Source organism: Flavitalea antarctica (genome assembly GCF_054461535.1).
Genome location: NZ_JBTLQG010000009.1, coordinates 95352 through 121487 on the forward strand (window position 1 = coordinate 95352; position 26136 = coordinate 121487).

The window sequence follows — 26136 nt, forward strand, 5'->3', positions numbered from 1 at the left end:
GAGTTTATTGCTGATGAGAAATCTGCTGATTTTATTCGCCGTTGTGTATAGTGTTTTCTTGTTGTCTTGTAAAAATGATCAGCCGGTTTTGTTTGATCTCATGAAACAGACCGGGATAGACTTCAACAATGTGGTGCAGGACACTAAAGAAGAAAACGGTTTTTATTTCAGGAACTTTTACAATGGTGGCGGAGTGGCGATCGGCGATATAAATAATGATGGTCTTGCTGACGTTTTCTTAACCTCGAACCTCGGGGATAACAAACTTTATATTAACAAAGGAGGGTGGAAGTTTGAAGATATCTCCAATAAGGCAGGGCTGAAACAGGATAGTATGTGGAGCACCGGCGTGGTCTTTACCGATCTGAATAATGATGGATGGCTCGATATCTATGTGTGTAATTCAGGGCACATGAAAACGGGTAACCGTCTCAATAAACTTTATATCAATAACAAGGATCTGACCTTTACTGAATCAGCTGCAAAGTACGGACTTGATATTTCTGCCTATACTACGCAGGTTTCATTTTTTGATTATGACCTTGATGGTGATCTGGATTGTTTCATGATCAACAATAGCCCGATCCCCGTTAATACCCTCAATTATTCCAACAAACGAGATCTTCCTGAAGCGGAATGGCCGGTTGCAGAATTTCTCAAGGGTGGCGGTGATCATCTTTATCGCAATGACGATGGCCGGTTTCATGAAGTATCGAAGGAAGCCGGGATTCACGGTACCCTGATCAGTTTCGGTCTTGGTGCTTCCGTGGGCGATCTGAACAACGACGGTTATCCTGATATCTTTGTTTCCAATGATTCCTACGAACGCGATTTTCTATACATTAACCAGGGTAACGGCACTTTTAAAGATGAGCTTGAAGAAAGGATGGGCCATACCAGTTTTTCCTCTATGGGTGCTGATGTAGCGGATATCAACAATGACGGTTTCCAGGAAATATTTTCAACCGATATGCTTCCTGGTGATGATTACCGGTTAAAAACTTTAGGAGCTTTCGATAACATTGATCTGTATAACGCTAAGATCAAAGCCGGTTTTTATCATCAGTACATGATGAACTGCCTGCAATTAAATAACGGCGATGGACGATTCTCCGATATTGCTAATTTCAGCGGTGTTGCCGGCACTGACTGGAGCTGGGGCGCATTGATGTTTGATGCAGACAATGATGGATACAACGATATCTATGTTTGTAATGGTATCAATAAAGACGTTACCAATCTGGATTTCATGGACTTTTTCGCCAACGATGTTGTTCAACAGATGGTAAAGACGGGCGAGAAAGAAAGCCTTGATAAAGTGCTGGAAAAGATACCAGTGAATGCGATGCTTAATAAGGCCTATCGCAACCTTGGCAACCTGAGATTTGCGGACCAGGGAGAGGAGTGGGGCTTCACACAAAAATCTTTTTCTAACGGGGCAGCATACGGAGATCTCGATAATGATGGCGACCTCGATCTTGTTATCAATAATGAAAACCAGCCGGCATTTGTCTATAAAAACAATGCAAGAGAGTTAAACGGGCATCATTATTTAGGGCTTAGTTTGAAGGGTTCACCAAAAAATCCGTTTGCAATAGGCAGCCGTGTAGTCGTATATGCCGACTCACAGGTAATATCCCGGGAGCTTGTTCCCAGCCGTGGGTTTCAGTCTTCAGTGGATTACAAAATTATCATCGGGTTAGGCAGCCGGACAAAGGTTGATTCCATGTTAATCATCTGGCCAGACAGATCAGTAACTTCATTTCCGGCCCCCGCATTAGACTCGGTACATGTTTTGGGTCAGCCGGATGAGTTAAAACCGGGCAGGGCCTACAAGTTCAGCGATCTATCACTTAACAGTGACTTATTCAACAGCGGACCTGATACAAAAAGATTTGAGTCTGATAGCACACGTAATCCGGGGCGAAATACAACAAGAATTAAATCTGATATCGCACTCAATACCGGATTAAATACCGAAAGATTGAAATCTGGTAGGACAGTCAATACCGGACTAAATACTGAAAAATCGCGATCTGGTAACGCAGTCAATTCCCGAACAGATGGAGACCGACTCAGATCTGATGTTGCAATCAATCGTGTCAGCCGGCCAGAAAGAAACAGGGGGACAATGTTTAGCGTGTCTCCCACCAGGTTCGATGAACACAGGGAAGATGATCATATCGACTTTTATTATGAACGCAACATACCGCAAAGTTTATCCCGCCAGGGTCCAAGGGCAGCGGTAGCTGATGTAAATGGCGATGGCCTGGAAGATGTTTATATCGGAGGTGCGGCCGGTCAGCCGGGACAATTATATCTACAGACTGATGATGGCTTCCGGAAAAAAGAACAGGAAGTTTTTAATCGGTTTGCCGCATTCGAAGATGTGGCCGTAGCCTTTTTTGATGCCAACAAGGATGGATTTGCAGACCTGATGATCGGCGCGGGAGGTAACAAACAAACTAACATGGCAAGCCTCCTCGAGCACAGGCTATATCTCAACGATGGCAAAGGCAATTTTGCCATTGACACCCGCGCATTTCCAAAAAACAATACGGACATTTCGACCATTGCTCCACACGACTTCGATAACGATGGTGATATAGATCTGTTCGTCGGTAGCGGAAATGTTCCGGGAGATTATGGTGCAACACCGCAGAGCTATTTATTTGAAAACGATGGCACCGGTCACTTCAAAGATATTGCGAAAACAAAATTCCCTGCTATAGCCAATGCGGGAATGATCACCAAAGCGTGTTGGGCAGATCTTAACCAGGATGGTAAAAAGGATCTTGTGCTGACTGGGCTTTGGATGGCTCCGCGCATATTCAATTATGTGAACGGTTCTATGGTTGAATTGCCTTCCAATCTGAATGGCTTACACGGCTGGTGGCAAAGTATGGAAATAGCTGATCTTGATAAGGATGGCGACATGGACATAGTGCTGGGTAATATCGGCCAAAACTTTTACCTGAATCCTGTTCCCGATTCGCCTGTAAAGCTATGGATGAACGATTTCGATGATAACACTACTGTTGAAAAGATCTTAACAAGGACCGTTGAAGGAAAAGATGTGCCGGTATTTCTCAAAAGGGATCTGCAGGACCAGCTTCCGTCGCTGAAGAAGCAAACGCTCAAACATGGTGAATTCGCCACAAAGTCGATCCAGGACCTGTTTCCCGGCCCGGCGCTGAAGAAATCACTTGTTAAGCAATTCAACTATTGCGCCTCGATCGTTGCGATCAATAATGGTAGTGGACAATTCGAAATAAGGGAATTGCCCACACTTGTACAATTGTCATCGATAAACGCCATTGCATTTGAGGATGTAAACGGCGACGGTGCGACAGACATCATAACGGGAGGTAATCAGCATGGGTTTTTGCCACAGTTTGAAAGACTTGATGCAAGTTTTGGTGACGTGCTGATCAACGATGGAAAAGGGTTTTTCACAGTAATGGATAACCGAAAGACCGGTTTACAGGTACTGGGTGAGGTCCGGGACATCAAGCCTGTAATGGTTGAGGGTACCAGGCAATTTTTATTTCTCCCGAATGACGATGTGCCCGTTCTGTACAAATTTAACAACAAGATAAATCAAGCGGCAAAGAACTGATGTGTAAGACAAAATCACATGGGCTCATTATACTGATGGTATCACTGTTTGTGATTTGTACTGTTTCGTGTAAAAACAGCGCGAGCGAACAGCAATCGTTTGAAGTTCTGGAGAGTGACCGGACCGGGCTAAGTTTTGCGAACAAACTGACTCCAACGGATAGTTTCAACCTGTTTGATTACATGTATTATTACAATGGTTCCGGCGTGGCGGCGGGCGATTTCAATAATGATGGAAAAATCGATCTGTTTTTTGCCGCAAACCAGTCAAACAATAAAATTTATCTGAATGCTGGCGATCTGAGGTTCACAGACATAACCGCTCCATCAAAGATTCCACAGGATGGTGGCTGGTCAACCGGTGTGTCTGTAGTAGATATCAACAATGACGGACTGCTCGACCTCTATATTTCCCGGGTAGGAAACTTTCATTCCCTTCATAGCAAAAATCAATTTCTCATCTGCCAGAGAATAAATGCGCAGGGTATTCCCGTCTATGCAGATAAAGCAACAGAATACGGCCTTGATTATTCTGGATTCAGCACGCAGGCAGCATTCCTTGACATCGACATGGATGGTGACCTGGACATGTTCCTGTTGAATCACACTGTTCATGAGAATGGTGTGTATCGTCCACGACAGGAATTTTTGGGTTCAGTTCATCCGGTTTCAGGAGCAAGGATGTTCCGGAATGATGGTGGGCATTTTTCAGACATCACAAGGCAGTCGGGCATAAACAGCTCAGTGATAGGCTATGGACTTGGAATTGCCGTAGCTGATATTAATCTTGACGGTTTTCCTGATATCTATATCGGCAATGATTTTCATGAAAATGATTACCTGTATATCAACAACGGCAAAGGCGTTTTTAGTGAACAGATCACAGATAAGATCGCACATACCGGCAGGTTTACGATGGGCGTGGATATAGCCGACATAAATAATGACGGGTTTAGTGAGATCATCTCAATGGACATGCTCTCCGATGATCCCTATATCCTTAAGCGGTCTCTTGGTGAGGATGAGTATGATATATTCAACCTCAAGATTGCTTATGGTTACCAGCATCAATACACAAGAAATAATCTTCAATACAATCGCGGTAACGGCCACTTTACAGAGCTTGGCCTTTATTCGGGCATAGCAGCTACTGATTGGTCCTGGTCGCCGTTGTGGGTGGACTTCGATAATGACGGATTGAAGGATTTGTTCATTTCAAATGGTATACCCAAGCGGATGAATGATATCGACTACATCAACTTTGTTTCCAATGAGGAGATTCAACGAAAACTTTCGCCCGGTAACAACAAGGAGAACGGGTTAGAGATGATTGACAAGTTTCCGAAAATCAAGATAAAAAATAAGTTTTTCAGGAATGCCGGTTCTCTATCCTTTACCGATATCGGTGGCCAGGTAGGCAAAGCGAAGGAAACCTATTCGAATGGTGCAGTATATGCCGATTTCGACAATGATGGTGACCTCGACATTGTTGTAAACAACATCGATGAACCGGCATTATTATACAGGAATAATTTTACGGAAAATGCAAACACGGAGCCTGGTACGGACTCTGTTGCAAGTTTCTCCATTTCACTCAAAGGCGATTCTTTGAACAGGCGGGCCGTAGGTGCAAAATTGATTGTCTATTCAGGCAATACCACCAGGTTGTATGAGAAGTTTGGTGTGCATGGATTTCAGTCTTCCATGGATATTCCATTTCATGTTGGTGCAGCAGACCTGGTAATTGATTCAGTGTTGCTGATCTGGCCGGATAACAGTTATGAAAATATCCCTAAAGAAAAGCTCTCTTTTCACAGGCGATCAGACGCACAGAAAGTCAGCGACAAAGCGGTCGTAATCAGCGGTAACAGTGACGGCAACAATACTACCAACATCATAGGCTTGAATATTGTGAAGTTGGAATACAAAAAAGGATTGCCCCGTTTTGATTATTCCAGACCATATTTCCAGCGTCGGTATGAGGCAGGTAAAGCTTCTGACATCACGGGCGAGGCAGGTCTTCTTTACAAACACCAGGAAAATGTATTCGCAGAATTCAACCGCGAGCCGCTTCTTCCGCATATGATCAGTACTGAGGGACCGGCATTGGCAGTTAGTGATATGAACGGGGACGGACTTGATGATGTTTTTATCGGTGCTGCACGTGATAAAATTCCCTCTTTGTGGATTCAAAAAACGGGCGGAAAATTTGAACGCTCAGAACAGGAGGCGCTTAATAATGACAGTGTTTTCGAAGATGTCAGTGCCTGCTGGACGGATATCGACAAAGACGGGCACAAAGATCTTGTAGTCGCCAGTGGAGGCAATGAATTCTATGGACGCTCGGAAAATACAATGCCCCGCGTTTATATGAATGATGGTTCAAAACTTACCCGAAAAAAAGATGCGTTTGAAAATATCTATGTAACAGCATCTGTAGTTGTTGCTTCTGATTTCGATGCTGATGGGTTTGAGGATCTTTTTATTGGTGGCAGGAGTGTACCACAGGAATACGGGACGGTTCCACAGTCATATTTGTTGAGGAACGATAGCAAAGGACGATTTACCGATGTTACTTCAGGTGCCTCAACCGATCTCAGGCAGGCTGGATTTGTGACTTCGGCAACCTGGTCCGATATCGATAAAGATGGTGATCCGGACTTACTTGTATCTGCCGAATGGAACGGCCTTACAGCTTATATAAACGATAAGGGCAGTTTTACTAAAAAGGTGTTAACAGATAAAAAGGGTTGGTGGAACTTTATGCTTCCCTGCGATGTGGACAATGACGGGGATATCGATATGATTGCCGGCAACCTAGGCCTCAACAGCAGGCTCAGGGCTTCGGATAAGGAACCGGTGAACATGTACTTCTATGATTTTGATGGCAATGCAAAAAAAGAACAACTGCTAACTTACTATCTCAACCACAGGGAAGTTCCATTTGCTTCTATTGCTGACCTGAATAAACAGCTACCGGTCATAAGAAAGAAGTTTCTCTATGCTGGTGATTTTGCAAAAGCCACATTGCCCGAAATTTTTGATAATGAAAAGTTGAAGGCGGCCGCTCTTTTCCAGGCTAACTATTTTTCAAACGCTGTTCTGATAAATGATGGCGCGTTGAACTTTACTGTTCAGGATTTGCCCTGGGAGGCGCAGTTAACCTCTTACCGCGATGCAACTATTATCAACGCGAATAATGATCCTTTGCCTGATATATTGCTGGTTGGAAACTATTTTGAATCTAACACTGAAATGGGCAGGTATGATGGCGATTTGGGAACCGTGCTTATAAATAAGGGGAAAGGTAACTTCCAGGTTGAGCTCTTAAACGGTGTGATGATAAAGGGCCAGGCTCGTCATATTGCGCCTGTCGTTACATCATCAAACCCCCAGGCTTTTATAGTCGCAAGAAATAATGACAGCGCTATGGTCATTTCGTTACCTGGTGCCCGTTTGGTGAGCCCTCAGTAATTAAGAAACTCAATCCCGCAACGGGTAATAAATTGTTGTGATCCACCTGCTCGTATCGGGCTCCCTGGTCCGGTCAGTAATCATCGACTCAAATGGTATAGCAGGCGAGCTTAGTTTATAGTCAGCTTTGTATTGCCTGATACTTTCCCAGGCTTTCTGTATTGTCCATTCTCCGCCCTTTATCCTGGTGGCTATCAGGTTTCCACCTACCAGTCCCTTAGCAATAAAGCCGTTATTCGACCTGAGCAGCCTGCTGGTTGGAATAGCAACCATTAACTCATGACTGTTAGAATCGAGCTGGGAACTATATTTCATTGCCGGGCCTATTGCACTGTCGCCCTGGGCTAAAGCATTCTTTTTTAGCTCTTCAATAAGTTGATAAGCATCTTCAGCAGTAGGATAACGATGCATTATAATCCGCTTCGACAGCAGGGGGTCATCCTTAAGTTGAGCCCTGACAATATCTGCAGCATAAATCCTGCGCTTATCATTCAAAAACGCTGTCATTTGGCTCATGACAACATCCATTTGTTTCTTTAAAGCTTTTGCTTTTTGATACTGGCCGATCCTGGTGAAAGGATTGTTCCCGGTATATAAGGTGTCACCCCATTCTATGCCAATTGAATCTGTGTTGAACGGAATCAACCTTAGCGTTGTGGTATAACTTTCTCCGTCGCTATCTATTTGTATGTCCGTTTTGGTAAACGTGGTATTCGTGACCTTGTATATGTGACCATGACTGCTTAGTGAATCATGATTGATCCACTGTGGCCATTTGTTCTGTTCAAAAAGAAAGCGCTGCGCCGCGGGGAGACTGCAATTAATGATGCCAACCTCAGAAATGATGAGCCTTGATGGTATCAACAAATAAACGGCAGCGAAAACAATAACCAGGAAAATACCGGTTGCCAGGAAGCCCTTTCTCATATAGCACGTAATTACGGCGCTAAATTAATGAACGTTTTTTTGATGTGTGATGATAAAATCAATGATTTCTTCCAATGGTGTATCTACCCGCGAAAGCGCATCAGTGATGTCATCCCGGTTTACCTGTGCAGCAAAAGAAAGTGTTTTTAGTTTTTTTGTAATGCTTTTGGTATCCATGCCCTCATATCTTGTTGGCCGGATCAGTGCAGCGGCATGTATGAAACCCGATAACTCGTCAAACACATAGATCATTTTGTCCATGCTGTTTACGGGCTCCACGCCAAAATACCTGGGTCCATGGGAAGCAATACAATGTATCACTTCCGGATCAATATTCATCTCCTCAAGCTTTTCAATGATTACCCTGCAATGATCGTCGGGATTTTTTTCCCAGTCAGCATCATGCAACAGTCCAGCCAGTTCCCATTTCAGCGCTGTCTTTTCATCGGCATGTTCTTTTTCGAGTGCCCACGCTTTCATAACGGCAGCAACCTGTTTCATGTGCAGGCGAAGCCGGTCATTGGGGACCCAGTCGTTTAATAATGCATGAGCCTCTTCAATGGACATGAGGTTTCCCTTGTTTGCCGGATTGCCAAATTCAGAACGATTCAGAGCGTGAGTCATTAATAATAATTGAGGATTAAAATTGGGGGACTTTCCCGACAATGCAAAGAAAAAACCGGCTCTGATTACAGGCCGGTTCTTTATATGATATTATGTATGAATATTTATGCCTGGCGATGAATCCTGTCATGCTCCTCACGTAAACGAACATCTTCATCAATATGTGTATCAATGATCCGGCTTCTTCTTCTTTGTGATCCGGCTACATCAGGTCGCTGTCCGGCAGGTATCTCTTCCTGGTAGACAATTCTGGTTTCTCTACCTGAAGTTTGATAGGAATCGTTGTCTCCGGCGTTCCTGATCGCTTTGATTTCTTCAGCGCTGAGACCGGCTTCTTTCAGATCTTCATCGGTAAGACCCTCATTGGTCAGGTCTACAGTTTCTGAGATAACTATCTTTTCGGAACGTTTCTCGCTCTTGATCCGCTCCTCTTCCCTGAGTCGATTCTCCTCCAATTCTGCTGCCCGGCGTTCTTTCTCTTCATTAATTCGCTCCTGGTCTCTGAGTTCCTTCTCTCTCGATTCTGCTTTCCATTTTTCTTTCTCTTCATTAATCCGCTCTTCGTTTCTGAGTTGCTTCTCTTTGAATTCGGCTTCCAGGCGTTCTCTCTCCTCATTAATCCGCTCCTGCTCTCTGCGTTGCTTCTCCTGGAATTCTGCTTCCAGACGCTCTCTTTCATTATTAATCCGCTCTTGCTCCCTCAGTTGCTTCTCTTTGAACTCTGCTTCCAGCCGCTCCTTCTCGGAATTGATCCGCTCTTCTTCCCTGAGTCTTTGTTGAGTCAATGCTGCATCTGAGGTTTGGTCATTGTACCGCCTGTCAGGGAATGCTGAATCACCGGTATTTTGATCATAATTTGTTATCCCTTGGGGTTGAAATCGCCTGTTAGACAATGTCGCATCTCCCGCCTTCCTTTCATCATCCGACTGCTCTTCTTCCCTGTATCGCCGATCAGACAAAGCGGCATCTCTATCATCATTGAAGGCTGACTGATCCTTAATCCGGTCATTTGCATTTTGGTATCCACTTCCTGCATTCGCGTTCTCAACAACAGTGTCCTGGTAAGTTTGTCCGACCAGTTCACTTTCATCAATGTCCATCGCACCACAACCATCAAGAATATTTGCAGCTTCTTCAGCCTGTTCCCTGCTGCCTGCATGAACGGTTACGATGGAGTCGGCACGTGCAGACGCATTTGAATATTTCTTCGCGTCATCGCTTCCATCACCGAACAGCGAATTAAAAAATCGCGTGATAGCGTTGCCGCGGTGTTCGCTTTTTTCCCGGTATTCATGAGCGGAAGCATCGTTGTCGGAATCGCTTCGATCCCCGGGATATTCCTCGTTTGATTCGTAAACAGTATCAGGATTGTCCCTGTAGTCGGTGCGTGCATCAACTGTCCGGCGAGCTTCTGCCCGGTCATTGACTGTCCGAACCTCATCCGTCCGACTATCAACTGACTGATAATCTGACTCTGGATACCCGGATGAATCAGATGTACCTATCCGGCTATGGGAAAGATCAATATCGTTACGGTAAAAACCAGCGCCGGTCAATTGTTGCACCGCATCTTCCGCCTCTGATCTCGTCTTGAAAAAGCCTATAACTGTGATTGACATGATCGTAAATTTTAAAGTTGAACAAAAAATGAAATCTTGTTATCACTTAGGCTAATTCAATTATTGTTCCCCCCTACATCAGGCATAGCAGGGGAAATCGCTGCTCATATTTCCAGGGCAGGCGATCGCCTTTTTGGGCGCGGGAGATCCTTATAGTTTTTTGTACTTAAGTCCGAGGATTCTTCCACTGTTTACCTCGAAGCCGGTAATTTTTTGGTCATTATCTCTCAGGAACCTGATATGATTCATCCACCAGTTGGAAGTTGTAAATTGGTCGGGAGCGATACGGGTTAAAGCTGTATTTGGGAATTTGCGATGTTCAATTGTTAATTTACCATCCAGTTCGGTGACGGTGTAGAAAGCTTCAGTTTCATCAGAATAATAGCGACCTCCATACTCCGCGGTAATTGGAGGCATCACTGCAGGCATCCTTTTGTACACCACGCTGTTTATCGGGCTTTCCATAGTTAATTCTACAATTGAATCACCTTTGATATTCTCAGGGTCAACAATAACCGACGGACCGCCGGAAGGTAACACATAACGTCCAGGACCAGCTACTACAAAGCGGGACTCAAGCGGGTTTGATCCGTTACGGCCGGCACGAAACAATTTTCCATCCTTCCAGTACATTTCCCCCATATCGCCCCTGGATGAATAATATTTGCCAGGCATCTTTTTGAGAAAACTGCTGTCAGCAAAGTTTGTATTAACGGGTGGTTTGACTTCTTCTTTGCTATCTGGGATCAACAGTTCGGCCACCTGCCTCACCAATCCTCCCGGGTTAACGAAGCCGGAGTTGCTGAATACTACAATACCAAGTCCTTTATCAGGATATCTGCAGGCATAAGTTCTGTACCCTGCATCTCCCCCGCCATGGCCGATCTGATCCCAGCCTTTAAATTTATCCATCACAATAGCGAATGCATAGTTGAGCTTGCGGCCATCGTTCAATACTCCTACGGTATGCATTTTCTGAATGAGATCCTTGCCCCCGACCTGTCCGGTTGCGAAGTTGTTCAACCATTTGGTTTCATCCTCGACAGTTGTAAAAAGGCTTGTTGCCCCAACGATCGAATAGCTTAGTACAGCATGCTGGTACCCGCCTTTATTGTTCGGGTTATAAGAATATGCGCGGTTGGGGACGAGTTCCTGGTAATTATCATGAAAATGAGTATCCTTCATGCCAAGCGGCCCGAATATATATTTCTCTGTGTATTGCCTCAGCGTAAGCCCGCTAACCTTCTTCACGATCTCAGCCATCAGGGTGTAACCGGTATTACAATACATATGCTCTTCACCGGGCTTAAAGTTCAGCTCCTTTTGTTTTGATACCAGTTTGATAACGTGATCCTGTGTGATCACATCATCCAGTTGCCAGCCGGCATTTGCCAGTAGCTGCCATTGATCCCGGAGACCGCTTGTGTGATAGATAAGTTGTTTAATGGTGATTTTCTCGTGAAAGTCGGGAACATAATCGAGGTACTTCCTGATGTCATCATCAAGAGAAAGCTTGCCTTCCTTCTCAAGCAGCAACATACAAAAAGCCACATATTGTTTTGATTCGGAAGCAATATGAAATACCGTTTTTGGGGAGATTGGAATATTGTATTCAAGGTTGGCCATTCCATAGCCTTTTTCAAAAACCAGTTCCCCGTTTTTAATTATTGCAATGGCACATCCGGGTGTTTTGTCGTTAAAGGATTTAAACACATTATCGATCTTCGATTTTATCGAGTCAGGCAGTTGAATCCCTCGGATTTTTACCGGGTCAGTTGACTGAGACTTACAGGCAAGATGCAGGCAGATCAATATTAAAACACCGGCAAGCTTATTCATATCAAAAAGGTATTGAAATTTTATCAAATTTGTTTTCTACATGGACAAACGAATTGTTATTGTGATGAGAGGTTTCATTTCTGGTTATCTGTTGTGGTTGCGGGTTCAGGGGCGTTCACTTGGTATCTCACTCCGCCGGATGGGCCTGAGGTAGGTCTGATCTGCCACTGTGATTCCTCCCGCGGACCAGGGTTTTATTGCCGGTCCGGGCGGGCGGGAGGAATCGAAGGTGGCAGATCAGACCCACCTCAGGCCCTCCGCGTTCGTTCCAACTGTCGTTCACTGGGAAGGTTATGCGATGAGCAAAATTATATTCACCATTCACTTGATGCCGGCAATTGGCACTTATTGCTGGGAATTTGCTTTAGATTTTATATTAATTAGAGCCTTGCGATTCTCACGGCCTTGCCAGCGACCTGCTATTCTCGCAGCCTTGCAATTCTCACGGCCTTGCCAGCGACCTGCAATTCTCACAGCCTTGCCAGCGACCTGCTATTCTCACAGCCTTGCAGTGACCTGCAATTTTAGGGGTCAAATGCAAAAACGCTGATCTGCACGAAAAGCGGATCGGTGCCAAAGGCTGGGATGGAGAGAGCCAACCTATAAACCAGGAAAGCGGCGAAAAAAGCAGTGAGGTCCCTCACCCACGATGTGAAAAACCAGCGAGTACTCGCAACAAGTATGTGAAAATGCGGCCACAAATGTTGGAGAATTAAACATCTGCTCGGGACATTTGCAATGAACTTTGAAAAACCAGCAAAATTTTTATTGAAAATCAGTGGATTATAAGCATGCGCTGAAAGAATAGTTTTGATATTTGCATTTTATCTGATGAATAACTCTACCTTTGCAGTCCAAAAATTATCAACGCCGGGATAGCGGCAAAACTTAAACAGAAATTCAAATGAGCAAATTACATTTTACTACCAAACATGCTAACGCGGCTACCGTAAAGCACAACTGGTACGTTGTGGACGGTACTAATCAAACCGTTGGACGCATGTGCGCCAAAATAGCTGCTGTTCTTCGTGGTAAGAACAAGGCCTATTATACGCCACATGTTGATTGCGGAGATTACATCATTGTTATTAATGCCGACAAAGTGGTTTTCACCGGCCAGAAACTTGACGACAAGGAATACCTGACATTTTCAGGATATCCGGGTGGACAGAAAGCGGAAACTGCAAGAAACCTGCTTGCCCGCCGTCCTGAAGCAGTTATCGAAAGAGCTGTAAAAGGTATGTTGCCAAAAAATCGTCTTGGTCGCAAGGTGTACAAAAAATTATTCGTGTATGCTGGTGATAAACATGAGCATGCTGCACAGAAACCACAACCATTAACTTTCTAATTGTAATCATACATGGAAAAGCAAAAAAACGCAGTAGGCCGTCGTAAAGAAGCAGTTACAAGGATCTTCCTTTCAAAAGGCTCTGGTAAAATCACAGTAAACGACAAAGACTACAAAGAATATTTCTCACTGGTATATCTTCAGAACCAGGTTGAATTACCTATGAAGACACTCCAGGTATTAGATAAATATGATGTTAAGATCAATGCTGCCGGTGGTGGTATGAAGGGTCAGGCTGAAGCCGCAAAACTGGGTATTGCCCGTGCGCTGGTTGAAGTTAACCCTGAAAGCCGCCCTGCTCTTAAAGCTGCAGGCGTTCTGAAACGTGATCCAAGATCTGTTGAACGTAAGAAATTTGGTCACAAGAAAGCACGTAGAAGCTTCCAGTTCAGCAAGCGTTAATCTTATCTCTAAACAAAATATTCAAAGAAGAAATAACATGGAAAATAACACTTCGTTACAACAACAATTACTGGAGGCAGGTGTACATTTCGGTCACTTGCGCAAGAAGTGGAATCCAAAGATGTTGCCATACATCTTTGCTGAAAAAAAAGGTATTCACATCATTGATCTTAACAAAACAACAGAACATCTTCAGGAAGTTGCTGCAGTTTTGAAGCAGGTTGCCCGTAGTGGTAAAAAGATCATGTTTGTCGGAACCAAAAAACAGGCAAAAGAAATCGTATCTGATTGCGCTAAGAAGGTTAACATGCCTTTCGTTACTGAGCGTTGGTTGGGTGGTATGCTTACAAACTTCAACACTGTTCGTAAGAGCGTGAAAAAGATGCAGAGCATTGATAAGATGCTCGGCGACGGAAGCGCGGAGAGCCTGACTAAAAAAGAGCGCCTGCAATTACAGCGCGATCGCGATAAAATAGATAAAGTATTGGGTGGTATCTCACAACTGGGACGTGTACCCGCAGCTTTGTTCATCATTGATATCGGTCATGAACACATCGCTCTTGCAGAAGCAAAGCGTCTTGGAATCACAACTTTCGGCATGGTCGATACCAACTGTGATCCAAATAAGGTTGATTTTGCTATCCCATCTAATGATGATGCAACAAAATCAATCGCAATCATTACTCAATATATTACTGCAGCGATTGCTGAAGGTCTTGCTGAAAGACAGTCTGCAAAAGATGAAGAAATAGATGAAAGTGGTGATGAAGAAAAAGAAAAGAAAGCAGCACGTCTGCAGGCTGAAGCGGAAGCTGAAGCTGCACGTGGTGGCGGTGGTAAAGTAAGGGGTGGAACACAGCCAAAGCGCCGTGTACCAGGTGGAGCAACCCGCAGACCAGGTGGTCCGGGCGGTCCTCGCTAATCCCGGACGTCCGGGATTACAATATTAAAATTAATACGGTCAGGGAGGCATGGAATGATGTATCCCTGGCCAATTTATAAAATTTCAAATAATATTTTATGTCAACTGTTGCTATTACAGCCGCTGATATTAACAAGCTTCGCCAGACTACTGGCGCCGGAATGATGGATTGCCGCAAAGCATTGACGGAAACGGGTGGCGATTTCGAAGCCGCAATCGACTGGCTGCGTAAGAAAGGTGCAAAGGTTGCCGCTCTCCGTGGCGATCGTGAGGCAAAAGAAGGTGTGGTTCTTGCAAAAACAACTCCTGATCAAAAAACCGGGATCGCTGTTTGTATCAGTTGTGAAACTGATTTCGTGAGTAAAAACGCTGACTTCGTTGCTTTTGCCCAGAGCATTGCTGACGCTGCTGTCGCCAATAACGTAAAGTCGATCGACGAACTGAACAATGTATTGGTTAATGGCGCTAAGGTTTCCGACCTGGTGAACGACAAACTTGCCAGCATCGGCGAGAAAATTGGTATTACCAAACTGGAAAGAGTAGACGCTCCATATGTAGCATCTTATATACATGGTGCAAACCGTATCGGTGTACTTGTAGGAATGAACAAAGAATCAGCTGAAGCAGGAAAAGATGTTGCTATGCAGATCGCAGCCATGAATCCTGTAGCTGTTGATGCTGATTCAGTACCACAAGCTACCATCGACCGTGAAAGAGCAATCGTTACTGAACAGATCCAGGCTGATCCAAAGATGGCTGGCAAACCTGCAGAGATGATATCTAAGATCGCTGACGGAAAACTGAACGCGTTCTTCAAAGAACAAACTTTAACTGCCCAGGTTTTTGTTAAGGATAACGGCAAGACTGTTGCTGAATACCTTAAATCTGCGGGAGACATCAAAATAACCGAATTTAAGAGAGTTGCACTCGGATAAGACTGAAGTCAACAGACGTATGAAAGCCGTTCCCAAAAGGAGCGGCTTTTGTGTATCAGCCACAGAAGCCCTCATACATCAAAGCGAAGATGAGACTTACCATAAAAATCCTTTTCTTTGCACGAATAAGGCTTCATCATCTAAAATCTTCTAATTCACATGCTTCCAAAGTATAAACGTGTTCTGCTTAAGCTTTCCGGGGAATCTTTAATGGGCGATAAAAGTTTTGGTTTTGATACTGCCATCACAGAACAATATGCGAATGATATAAAAAGCATCGTGGATCTTGGCGTTGAAGTTGCGGTTGTAATAGGAGGAGGCAATATTTACAGGGGAATGAATGAAAAGGAAACCGGGATCGAAAGGGCGCATGGAGATTATATGGGTATGCTGGCCACAGTGATAAATGGAATGGCCATGCAGGCAATGCTTGAAAAAATAGGAGTTTACACCCGGTTGCAAAGCGCCATCAAAATGGAACAGATCGCGGAACCCTATATACGCAGACGTGCAATCCGGCACATTGAAAAAGGCAGGGTAGTAATATTTGGTGCTGGTACAGGAAATCCATATTTTACCACTGATACCGCGGGTTCACTTAGGGCGATCGAAATTCAGGCTGATGTAATTTTGAAAGGGACAAGAGTGGATGGAATTTACACAGCTGATCCGGAAAAAGATCCTACTGCAAAAAAATATAGTGTAATCACGTTCCAGGAATGCATATCAAATAACCTCCGGGTAATGGATATGACTGCCTTTACCTTATGTATGGAAAACAAATTGCCAATCATTGTTTTTGACATGAACAAACCAGGCAACCTTCACAGTGTGGTCACAGGGCAAAAAGTCGGCACACTGGTAAAGGATTGACCATCAGGAGGATAGAGATATGATTTTATATAGTTTGCATATTCAGGAATGTGTCACTACTTTACCTGTACGAAAAACCACCAAACGGGTGGTTTTTTCATTACCCCTGAATCCCAATCCATTGAAAGACGGTCCCTGTTTTATATCCCGCGTAATGCGGGAGATAAACGTTAACCCAAAACCGTTATGAATTCATTAGTAGTCATCCTAGGCTTCCAGTTAACTGTGAGCATTGTAGAAATCTTGATTTTCCAGATCGGAGCGATAATCCTGGGATTTTCCATCCACTTTTTCTGGACAAGCAGCAAAACTCCCCCGCCTTCCAACGCCGAACGGCCCGTACTGGCAGGATCAAGTTTAAATCCCGGCAACGAATGGCGACTAAAGTATGTAGAAGAAGTAGAATCAAGACAAAAGCTTGAAAAGCAGATGAGGCGCGACCTCGAAATGACCCGTGATAATGAAAGCCTCCTGATCATCGAACTGGAGGAAGCAAAAAAGGAAATAGCCCGCCTGGAAGAGCTTATCAAACTTCCCGAGGAAAGCAACGATCAACAGGAGAAAACATACCTCGACCAACTGCACGTGGCCCACAGCAACCTTCATGAGCACAATCAACACGTATCAAAACTATTGAGCCAGATTGATCTCCTGAAAGAATCTGAACGAAAACACTTAAACACCCAAAAAGTAAACGAGGAACTCCATGCGACCCTGCATGAACTCCGGAAAAATCTTTTTGATAAAGAAAATGAGCTCCGGCTGATCAGGCAACAGCAACATCTCACTGCAGAAATCCAGGAGCGCCTCGACAAAGCCCATAACGACTTCATCGGTCTGCAGGAAAATATCTCTAAGCTAAAGACCTATATCGCAAGGCCTGAGAACCGAAGCTTCGAATATGAAGATCTCCAACAATCATTTTTCAGACTCACTTCAGAATTTGATGCCCTGAAACTCAAGCAGCAATCGATGCTCGAGGAAAATCAACGCCTGTCTATTCTCCTGGCAGATGCGGACGATAAATTGCGCGAGTCAAATTTTCAAAGACAACAGATTTACAAGAAGGTAACTTTCCTTGAAGAGATGAACCGGGATCTTCAGCAGCTAACCGAACAGAACAAGAAGCTCGACAGCCAGCTAAAGAGAGCAACGGATATCGGAAATATGATTGAAAGGAAGGATTGATTCCTTTCGAAAGCCGATAACGAATAGTAGCAGTACTACGGTTACATATGGTCGTTTCGACACCTTGCGAATGCATTGTGCTTTAATTTTAACTACCAGCTGTCACTTTAAGTGGCAAACGTAAGTATGTCTTGCCGTGACGACCAGGTTAATTGGATTTCATGAGCTTTTCTTTTGTGTGTAATTTGCAGCTGGCAGTTGAGTTTATTTCGAAAACATCAAGGCATTATGACATCAATCGCAGATATCAGGAAAGACTATCGCTTGCAATCTTTAAATGAGGAAGATGCCGGCTCTCCGTTTGATTTGTTTAATAAATGGTGGAAAGAGGCGCTGGACGCGCAGATTGATGAGGTGAACGCTATGACGCTTGCTACAGCTTCAGCTGATGGTGTGCCTTCGGCGAGAATTGTTCTGATGAAAGGTTTCGACGAAAACGGCTTCGTGTTTTTTTCCAATTATAAGAGCTTCAAAGGTCAGCAGCTGGAAGAAAATCCAAGGGCAACCCTGGTATTTTTCTGGAAGGAACTTGAACGGCAGGTCCGGGTCACTGGACTGGTATCAAAGACTTCCGCAGAAGAAAGTGACATCTATTATCATAGTCGTCCTGAAGGTTCAAGATTAGGCGCCTGGGCCTCCCCGCAAAGCCAGGTGATTGAAAGCCGGCAATGGCTCGAGAATAATGAGCGGCAGTATCGCGAACAGTTTGCCGGTCAGCCGGTGCCCCGCCCGGAGCATTGGGGAGGATACCGTGTGAAGCCTGTCTCCTTCGAGTTTTGGCAGGGACGAACCAGCCGTCTCCACGACCGGCTGCAGTTCAGCCTGTTGACAGATGGCGTCTGGCAATTGGAGCGGCTTGCTCCCTGATTTGAACCGGGCATAAAAAAACCAGCCTTGGCTGGTTGTCAAAAATTATGGCACCTTAATGTCGAAGATATGACCGCCCGATGGATTCACCCACCATGGCTCTCCATCCCCATATGCTTATGCATCTTTTTTCTTAGCTACCTTTTTTGCTCTAGCAGGTCTTGACTTTCCAAATGATCCTTTGAATGTCTTTCCCTTTTTTGTTTTTTTATCTCCTCTGCCCATGTTGATTTTTTTTATGCTGCGAAGTTATTCTTTTTGTGTTGCAAAAATGAAAAAAAGCTCCGTTACTTCGATAGGTGCAAGTAGCGGAACTTTTGGATGCAGTGCATCAACATCATAATTTGGCTTGCAATTCTTTCCCGGCTTTGAAACGTGCAACTTTTTTTGCCTTGATTTTGATGACAGCTCCGGTTTGTGGATTACGACCATTACGGGCAGCTCTCTTAGAAACCGAAAAAGTTCCGAAACCAACAAGCGTAACTTTACCACCACCTTTCAGTGTTTTAGTAACAGCTTCTACAAAAGAATCTAAAGTAGCATTTGCTTGTGTCTTGGTAAGGCCTGCATCGTCAGCAAGCTTTGCGATTAATTCAGCTTTGTTCATAGTGTAATATTTTTATTTACTTTAAGCATAACAAATTTAGAAGCTTTTTGATATACACAAAACTTTTGTGCAATTATTTTGAAAGCTTAGAGACTTGCTAGAAACCGCAATGGATAAGGCTTATATGGGAAAATGAGTGAAATACGGGCAAGCTTCTCAACAGTTTGATCTCACGAAACCCGCTACCAGAGAGGGTTTCATGAATCGCTGGCTGAAATCCTTGCCTGTACTGCGTTTGAGATTAATGTACTACTTTTTTCTATTGAATAAGGTTAAAATATTCTTATCCACAATTAGTTAATAACTTCCATGAGGGTTCTGAACGAAATCACGTGATCTCCCCATCTGTTTATGGCTTTCTGCCTTATGCCAGCTGCAAATTGCTGAATGTAAAGGTCATAATTCTCCTTATTATCCAGGTAGTACTGAACTGCATACGTGGGGCCATCAATGTCGTCAACATCGAGCAGGCGCACCAGCTGATGCTTCAAAAAAAGCCCTGTTTCCATCACTTCCCTGATCTGTTCTGTTTCCATCCATTCTATCCAGGTGTCATTTGCCTCCCAGCTAACCTTTGTGGTAACGTTATAAATAAGCATGAGCATTCGGTTGATCGGTATAAGCAATCTTAGTTTTTCAATTCGAGATATATCGGACAATGATCACTATGTTTTACATCAGGATAGATCTCCGACGAGATCAGTTGAGCTTTTAAGGGGCTCGTGACATTGATATAATCTATCCGCCAGCCTTTGTTCTGGGCACGGATAGATGGAAAACGTTGTGTCCACCAGCTATACCTGTGCGGCTCAGGATGAAACTCACGGAACGTGTCAATCCAACCGCTATCGAAAAGTTTATCCATCCATGCTCTTTCTTCCGGCAAAAATCCGCTTGACTTTTTATTGCCTTTGGGATCATGAATATCTATTTCTTTGTGTGCTATGTTGTAGTCGCCACAGAGTATAAGTTTGGGATGGGTTTTTCTTAATTTGGTGACGAAACTATAGAATTCATCGAGCCATTTATATTTGAAATCCTGCCTGTCATCCCCGGAGGTGCCGGATGGGAAGTATGCATTGATCAGTCTTATATCTCCAAAGTCCATCTGCAGTACCCGTCCTTCGTCATCGCTTACGGCATGGCCATTACCATAGATAACATTGTCCGGTTTGATCTTTGTAAATACAGCAACACCGCTGTATCCTTTTTTCTGGGCCGAGAACCAGTAATCTTCATAACTGAGATCGTTAAACATAGCCAGGTCAACATTATCACGTAGCGCCTTGGTTTCCTGTACGCAGATAATATCGGCGGGATCTGTTTTGAGCCATTCAATAAATCCTTTATTGATTGCTGCACGGATCCCGTTCACGTTATAACTGATGATACGCATGCTTTGTGTTTTATTAATTATATTGAAAGTGAATAACAATATTGGCGGCAATTTACATACTTCAATGAAAGCGCAGACTACTAAAAAAATACAGCGTATTATTCCTGCAAAGCAACAGGTCTACCTCGACGGGCCACACAGCCGTGAACATGAACTGGGGTTTGCCTGGCGGGTGTTCAGACAACTTATCAAGGGCATGAGAACCCTGCATTTTGTTGGGCCATGTATCACGGTTTTTGGCTCGGCACGTTTTGATGAAACCCACAAATACTATCAGGCCGCAAGGGAGTTTGGCAAGCGGATAGCAGATCTTGGTTTTACAACGATGACCGGGGGAGGCCCGGGTATTATGGAAGCTGCCAACCGGGGGGCGTTTGAGAACAATGGAAATTCTGTCGGTTGCAATATTGAACTGCCTTTTGAGCAGAAGCCTAATCCTTACATGCAGTATTCAATAACCTTTGAGCATTTTTTTGTCAGGAAGGTGTTACTCAAGAAATATTCATATGCCTTCATCATCATGCCAGGAGGCTTCGGTACACTCGATGAATTTTTCGAAACACTGACCCTCATCCAAACCAAAACCATGACCCAGTTTCCATTGGTGATCTATGGAACCGAATATCATAAGGACCTTATTGAATACTGTAACTTCCTGGTAGAAGCAGGAACAATTTCTGCTGCCGATATGAAACTGGTTTTGTTGACCGATGATATCGATGAGGCCATGCATCATATACTCACTTATATCACCGTCAACTACAAAATAAAACCCAGGAAACGTAAATGGTGGTTGTTCGAAAAACGATAACCATCTCTCACTAAGCATCATACTCCAGGATCGGTCTGAGCCAACGTTCGACTTCTTCAAGCGGCATTTCCTTTCGCCGCGTGTAGTCCTCAACCTGGTCCTTCTCGATCTTACCGACACCAAAGTATTTGCTTTCCGGGTTTGCAAGATACCAGCCACAAACCGAAGATGCCGGGAACATAGCCAGCGATTCGGTAAGCATAATGCCGGCATTTTTTTCCGCCTTCAGCAATTCAAATAATTTATATTTCTCCGTATGATCCGGGCATGCAGGATAACCCGGTGCCGGCCGGATACCCATGTATTCTTCTTTGATCAATTGCTCGTTGGTGAGGTGTTCTTCAGTCACATAACCCCAATCTTCTGTTCTCACTTTTTTATGAAGGAACTCTGCAAAAGCCTCTGCGAGCCTGTCTGCCAGCGCCTGCAATGTTATTTTGTTATAATCATCCAGTTGTTCTTCAAATCTCTTGATATGTTTATCGATACCATGAATTGAAACAGCAAATGCACCGATATGGTCCTGCTTTCCGGTTGACGCAGGTGCTATGAAATCAGCAAGTGACAGGTTAGGTTGATCAGCAGTTTTCTTTATCTGTTGTCTTAAGAACTCGAGGTTCACCGTTTTGTCACCGTCTTTGAGATGCACAGTATCCTTGCCATCAGAGTTTGCTGGCCAGAAACCGATCACACCTTTAGCCTGCAACCAATTTTCTTCAATGATTTTTTTCAATAACGATTGCGCGTCATTATATAATTTGGTCGCTTCTGCGCCAATTACTTTGTCAGTTAATATTTGAGGGAATTTTCCATGAAGTTCCCACGCTATAAAAAATGGCTGCCAGTCAATGAACTCACTGATCTCTTTCAAATTGTGATTATCAAAGACCTTAATGCCGGTATAGCCAGGTTTAACAGGTGTAAATGAATCCCAGTTTATTTTGGTTTTGTTTTTCTGTGCGTCTTCCAGGCTCAGATACTGCTTGGAAGTTTTCTTATTTCCAAAGTCCGTTTTGAGCTTGGTGTATTCCGTTTTCAGCTTGTCAAGAAATGCTGGTTTGTTCTCCTTGTTAAGCAGTGTTCCCACCACTGTTACACTCCGCGAAGCATCGAGTACATGCACCACACCGCTTTCATACTCTGGTGCTATCCTCACCGCAGTATGCATTCTTGAAGTAGTGGCACCACCTATGAGCAACGGTACATGAAAATCTTTTCTTTTCATCTCCCGGGCAACATTAACCATCTCGTCAAGTGATGGGGTGATCAAACCACTCAGTCCGATTATATCTACGTTTTCTTTTTTAGCAGTTTCAAGTATCTTTTCGGTTGGTACCATCACACCCATATCTATAATGTCATAGCCATTACAACCGAGTACCACTCCCACAATATTTTTTCCGATATCATGCACATCGCCCTTGACGGTGGCCAGCAACACCCGGGCAGCTCCGCCCGACTCATCATTTTTAGTTCCGGCGGCAGCATGTGCAGCACGGCGATCCGCTTTTTCCTGTTCTATGTAGGGAGTAAGAATGGCGACCGATTTTTTCATTACCCGCGCGCTCTTTACTACCTGTGGCAGGAACATCTTTCCGCTTCCGAACAGATCGCCTACTACATTCATACCATCCATCAATGGCCCTTCAATTACATCCAGGGGCTTGGGGTATTTTGTGCGCGCTTCCTCTGTATCTTGATCGATATAGTCAGTAATACCATTAACCAGGGCGTGTTTCAGCCTTTCCTCAACCGATGTGGTTCGCCATTTTTCGTCTTTTACTTCAACCTTGCCTTTAGCTTTAACAGTCTCTGCAAACTGTATCAGCTTTTCAGTAGCCTCGTTGTTGTCATTGTTACGGTTGAGCAATACATCTTCACAAAGGTCGCGAAGTGTTGGTTCAATTTCATCGTAAACAACCATCTGTCCGGCATTCACAATACCCATGTCCATACCCGCCTTGATTGCATAATAAAGGAACACGGAATGCATGGCTTCACGAACATGTTCATTGCCACGGAAGGAGAATGATATATTACTTACACCACCACTTACCTTGGTGAGTGGCATCAATCTTTTTATTTCTGCTGTAGCCTCAATAAAATCGACTGCATAGTTATTATGTTCCTCGATACCTGTTGCAACCGCAAATATGTTTGGATCGAAAATGATATCCTGCGGATCATATCCCACCTCATCTACCAGGATCTTATATGCCCGATGACAGATCTCGACTTTACGTTCTTTAGTATCTGCCTGGCCCTTTTCATCAAATGCCATAACAATGATAGCAGCACCAAAGCTTTTGCAGATAAAAGCCTGTTCAATGAATTTCTCAACACCTTCTTTCATGGAGATGGAATTCACGATACATCGTCCCTGCACGCACTTCAGACCGGCTTCAATAATTGAAAATTTTGAAGAGTCGATCATGATAGGGATCCTTGCGATGTCCGGCTCACTTTGAACAAGGTTCAGGAATGTAGTCATCGCCTGGACACCATCAAGTAATGCATCATCCATGTTTACATCAAGTACCATGGCGCCGCTTTCCACCTGCTGACGTGCAACGCTGAGCGCTTCTTCATATTTGTTATCGCGGATAAGGCGGGCAAACTTCTTTGAACCCGTTACATTGGTACGTTCACCAACATTTACAAAATTTGTTTCGGGTCTTACTACCAGTGGTTCGAGGCCGGAAAGTCTTAAGTACGGTTTTATAATTGTAGACATATTATTTTCTTGGGTCAATATAGATAAGGTTATGCCAGTGTTTCTTCAAGCAAGGGCAACTGCCTTGGTGCAAACTTCTTTACATTGTCTGCTATATGTTTGATGTGATCCGGGGTTGTGCCGCAACAGCCACCCACTATGTTTACATATCCTTCTCTTGCCCATTCTTCAAGGAAATGAGCCGTTTGATGTGGTTCTTCATCGTATTCGCCCATCGCGTTTGGCAAACCTGCATTTGGGTAAGCCGACGTGTAGCAGGAAGCGATCTGGCTAAGCTCTGCTATATGCGGGCGCATCTCGGAAGCTCCGAGTGCACAATTGAGCCCGATGCTTAATGGTTTGGCATGCATAACCGAAACATAAAACGCTTCCAGTGTCTGACCGCTTAATGTGCGGCCGGATGCATCAGTGATAGTGCCACTGATCATGATGGGCAGATCCTGCATGTTGTTCTGGCGGAAGAAATTTTTTGCTGCGTAGATCGCCCCTTTGGCATTGAGGGTGTCAAAAATTGTTTCGATCAGCAGGATATCGACACCGCCGTCTACCAGCCCCCTGATCTGTTCAGTATAGGCGGCCGCTACCTCGTCAAACGTGACCGCCCTGAATCCGGGATTGTTTACATCGGGTGAAAGGCTCAGTGTTTTATTAAGAGGGCCGATTGCACCTGCAACAAACCGGGGCTTGTCATGATTCTTCGCGGTGTACTCATCTGCAGCTTTCCTCGCCACCTTAGCTGAGGCAAGATTCAGTTCATAGGCGAGTGACTGCATGTCATAATCACCCTGTGCTATGGATGTTGAACTGAAAGTGTTGGTTTCGATGATATCGGCACCGGCTTCCAGGTATTGTTTATGGATCTCTTCGATGATCTGCGGCTGGGTTATACTTAGCAGATCATTGTTTCCTTTTATGTCTTTGTGCCAGTCTTTGAAGCGTTCGCCCCGGTAATCAGCCTCCTCAAGTTTGTATCTCTGGATCATGGTGCCCATAGCGCCATCGATTACCAATATTCGTTTTTCGAGTTCTTTTCTGATGTTCCGCATTGCCACTCCTTTTTTATGGTTAATAATCATTTTCCCGGTTGACCTATGCGCAAAAAAACACATGGCCGGCTGTGAAAACCTGCGTAATGGAATAACCGATAATAAACGTTTGGAAACAAATGCGTGGGAGCGTTTCTTGGCGTTTATTAGTTCAATTAATCCCGTCCCGTATCCCGCACATGCGGGGAGACGTCTCGCGGGCCGAACAATAAACAAAATCCGCCCGTAAGAGTATGCAAAGGTAATAAAATGTATTCAAATAAAAAGTGGGCTATCTGGTCACGTAACTTTCCACGGGGAGTCGGTTTGTGATGGACCGGGCAAGCGTCATCTCATCCGCATATTCAAGTTCACCGCCAAAGGCAATTCCTCTTGCGATCGTAGTAACCTTTATGCCTAGTGGATTTAACTTCTTCTGTGTGTAATATATGGTGGTATCCCCCTGGATATTCGGGTTGAGTGCAAAAATAACTTCCTGTGTTCCCTCTTTTTGTACCCTGGAGACCAGGGATTCAATGGTCAGTTGATCAGGGCCAATGCCGTCCAGCGGGCTGATAATTCCCCCCAGCACATGGTAAACGCCATTGTATTGCTGGGTGCTCTCAATGGCAATCACATCCCTGATATTTTCCACCACGCAGATCAGTTCCTGTTTGCGCATCCTGTTCGAACAGATAGAACAGGTTTCTCCATCCGAGACGTTGTGACAACGATGACAAAACCGGATATCCTGGCGCATTTTGATAATTGTTTCGCCAAATCCCTGGACAATGCCCTGGTCCTGCTTCAATAAATGCAGCACCAGCCGCAAAGCTGTTTTTTTCCCTATTCCCGGAAGCTTTGCAAATTCATTCACAGCATTTTCAAGTAAGGAGGAAGAGAACTGCATAATGCAAAGATAATCTG

Annotated in this window: 21 protein-coding genes; 10 read left to right on the forward strand and 11 right to left on the reverse strand. The window is 44.3% G+C overall.

The features are described from left to right. The first annotated feature begins 13 nt into the window (after window positions 1-13). Together ACX0G7_RS11165 and ACX0G7_RS11170 are read left to right on the forward strand one after the other, a co-directional pair. The gene (locus tag ACX0G7_RS11165) at window positions 14-3619 is read left to right on the forward strand and encodes a VCBS repeat-containing protein (RefSeq protein ID WP_458923551.1); all 3606 of its coding nucleotides are present in this window, start codon (window positions 14-16) and stop codon (window positions 3617-3619) included. After that, window positions 3619-7092 (forward strand): VCBS repeat-containing protein, encoded by a 3474-nt coding sequence (locus tag ACX0G7_RS11170; protein WP_458923552.1) that lies wholly within the window; start codon window positions 3619-3621, stop codon window positions 7090-7092. Before ACX0G7_RS11165 ends, ACX0G7_RS11170 begins: the two co-directional genes overlap by 1 nt. A gap of 9 nt (window positions 7093-7101) precedes the next feature. On the opposite strand, the gene ACX0G7_RS11175 is transcribed toward ACX0G7_RS11170, so the two are convergent. The 4 genes from ACX0G7_RS11175 to ACX0G7_RS11190 all read right to left on the reverse strand — a co-directional run bounded on the left by ACX0G7_RS11175 (window position 7102) and on the right by ACX0G7_RS11190 (window position 12101). Then, window positions 7102-8019, reverse strand: a complete 918-nt coding sequence (locus ACX0G7_RS11175) for a GyrI-like domain-containing protein (protein WP_458923553.1) — start codon at window positions 8017-8019, stop codon at window positions 7102-7104. A 24-nt stretch (window positions 8020-8043) separates the two neighbouring features. Continuing rightward, a complete protein-coding gene (locus ACX0G7_RS11180; RefSeq protein WP_458923554.1) occupies window positions 8044-8643 on the reverse strand; it encodes an HD domain-containing protein in 600 nt (199 codons plus the stop codon). Window positions 8644-8747: 104 nt separating this feature from the next. After that, window positions 8748-10262, reverse strand: a complete 1515-nt coding sequence (locus ACX0G7_RS11185) for a hypothetical protein (protein ID WP_458923555.1) — start codon at window positions 10260-10262, stop codon at window positions 8748-8750. Between the two features lie 150 nt (window positions 10263-10412). Then, the gene (locus ACX0G7_RS11190) at window positions 10413-12101 is read right to left on the reverse strand and encodes a serine hydrolase domain-containing protein (protein WP_458923556.1); all 1689 of its coding nucleotides are present in this window, start codon (window positions 12099-12101) and stop codon (window positions 10413-10415) included. Window positions 12102-13005: 904 nt separating this feature from the next. On the opposite strand from ACX0G7_RS11190, the gene rplM reads away from it, so the two are divergent. The 7 genes from rplM to pdxH all read left to right on the forward strand — a co-directional run bounded on the left by rplM (window position 13006) and on the right by pdxH (window position 18636). Then, on the forward strand, window positions 13006-13449 hold the full coding sequence (rplM, locus tag ACX0G7_RS11195; RefSeq protein WP_458923557.1) for a 50S ribosomal protein L13: 444 nt from the start codon (window positions 13006-13008) through the stop codon (window positions 13447-13449). 12 nt (window positions 13450-13461) lie between these two features. Continuing rightward, window positions 13462-13851 (forward strand): 30S ribosomal protein S9, encoded by a 390-nt coding sequence (gene rpsI, locus ACX0G7_RS11200; RefSeq protein WP_458923558.1) that lies wholly within the window; start codon window positions 13462-13464, stop codon window positions 13849-13851. A gap of 37 nt (window positions 13852-13888) precedes the next feature. After that, window positions 13889-14773 (forward strand): 30S ribosomal protein S2, encoded by an 885-nt coding sequence (gene rpsB, locus ACX0G7_RS11205; protein WP_458923559.1) that lies wholly within the window; start codon window positions 13889-13891, stop codon window positions 14771-14773. A 98-nt stretch (window positions 14774-14871) separates the two neighbouring features. Further along, entirely contained in the window at window positions 14872-15708 is an 837-nt protein-coding gene (gene tsf / locus ACX0G7_RS11210) for a translation elongation factor Ts (protein WP_458923560.1), read from the forward strand. A 159-nt stretch (window positions 15709-15867) separates the two neighbouring features. After that, window positions 15868-16581: a UMP kinase gene (gene pyrH / locus ACX0G7_RS11215; protein WP_458923561.1), complete on the forward strand. Its 714-nt coding sequence runs from the start codon at window positions 15868-15870 to the stop codon at window positions 16579-16581. A gap of 186 nt (window positions 16582-16767) precedes the next feature. Continuing rightward, window positions 16768-17769, forward strand: coding sequence for a hypothetical protein (locus ACX0G7_RS11220; RefSeq protein WP_458923562.1), 1002 nt, complete (start codon window positions 16768-16770; stop codon window positions 17767-17769). Window positions 17770-17997: 228 nt separating this feature from the next. Then, entirely contained in the window at window positions 17998-18636 is a 639-nt protein-coding gene (pdxH, locus tag ACX0G7_RS11225) for a pyridoxamine 5'-phosphate oxidase (protein ID WP_458923563.1), read from the forward strand. 117 nt (window positions 18637-18753) lie between these two features. Here the strand turns inward: pdxH and ACX0G7_RS11230 are convergent, their stop codons facing one another. The 4 genes from ACX0G7_RS11230 to ACX0G7_RS11245 form a co-directional block, all read right to left on the reverse strand. Continuing rightward, window positions 18754-18861: a 30S ribosomal protein THX gene (locus ACX0G7_RS11230; RefSeq protein WP_458923564.1), complete on the reverse strand. Its 108-nt coding sequence runs from the start codon at window positions 18859-18861 to the stop codon at window positions 18754-18756. A 112-nt stretch (window positions 18862-18973) separates the two neighbouring features. Beyond that, window positions 18974-19243, reverse strand: a complete 270-nt coding sequence (locus ACX0G7_RS11235) for an HU family DNA-binding protein (RefSeq protein ID WP_458923565.1) — start codon at window positions 19241-19243, stop codon at window positions 18974-18976. A 293-nt stretch (window positions 19244-19536) separates the two neighbouring features. Beyond that, entirely contained in the window at window positions 19537-19842 is a 306-nt protein-coding gene (locus ACX0G7_RS11240; protein ID WP_458923566.1) for a DUF4286 family protein, read from the reverse strand. A 29-nt stretch (window positions 19843-19871) separates the two neighbouring features. Then, window positions 19872-20639: an exodeoxyribonuclease III gene (locus tag ACX0G7_RS11245; protein ID WP_458923567.1), complete on the reverse strand. Its 768-nt coding sequence runs from the start codon at window positions 20637-20639 to the stop codon at window positions 19872-19874. A 28-nt stretch (window positions 20640-20667) separates the two neighbouring features. On the opposite strand from ACX0G7_RS11245, the gene ACX0G7_RS11250 reads away from it, so the two are divergent. Further along, window positions 20668-21450, forward strand: coding sequence for an LOG family protein (locus ACX0G7_RS11250; RefSeq protein WP_458923568.1), 783 nt, complete (start codon window positions 20668-20670; stop codon window positions 21448-21450). Between the two features lie 10 nt (window positions 21451-21460). On the opposite strand, the gene metH is transcribed toward ACX0G7_RS11250, so the two are convergent. The 3 genes from metH to recR form a co-directional block, all read right to left on the reverse strand. Continuing rightward, window positions 21461-24184 (reverse strand): methionine synthase, encoded by a 2724-nt coding sequence (gene metH / locus ACX0G7_RS11255; RefSeq protein ID WP_458923569.1) that lies wholly within the window; start codon window positions 24182-24184, stop codon window positions 21461-21463. A gap of 29 nt (window positions 24185-24213) precedes the next feature. After that, window positions 24214-25230: a homocysteine S-methyltransferase family protein gene (locus ACX0G7_RS11260; RefSeq protein ID WP_458923570.1), complete on the reverse strand. Its 1017-nt coding sequence runs from the start codon at window positions 25228-25230 to the stop codon at window positions 24214-24216. Between the two features lie 271 nt (window positions 25231-25501). Beyond that, window positions 25502-26119, reverse strand: a complete 618-nt coding sequence (recR, locus tag ACX0G7_RS11265) for a recombination mediator RecR (RefSeq protein WP_458923571.1) — start codon at window positions 26117-26119, stop codon at window positions 25502-25504. Between the last annotated feature and the right edge of the window lie 17 nt (window positions 26120-26136).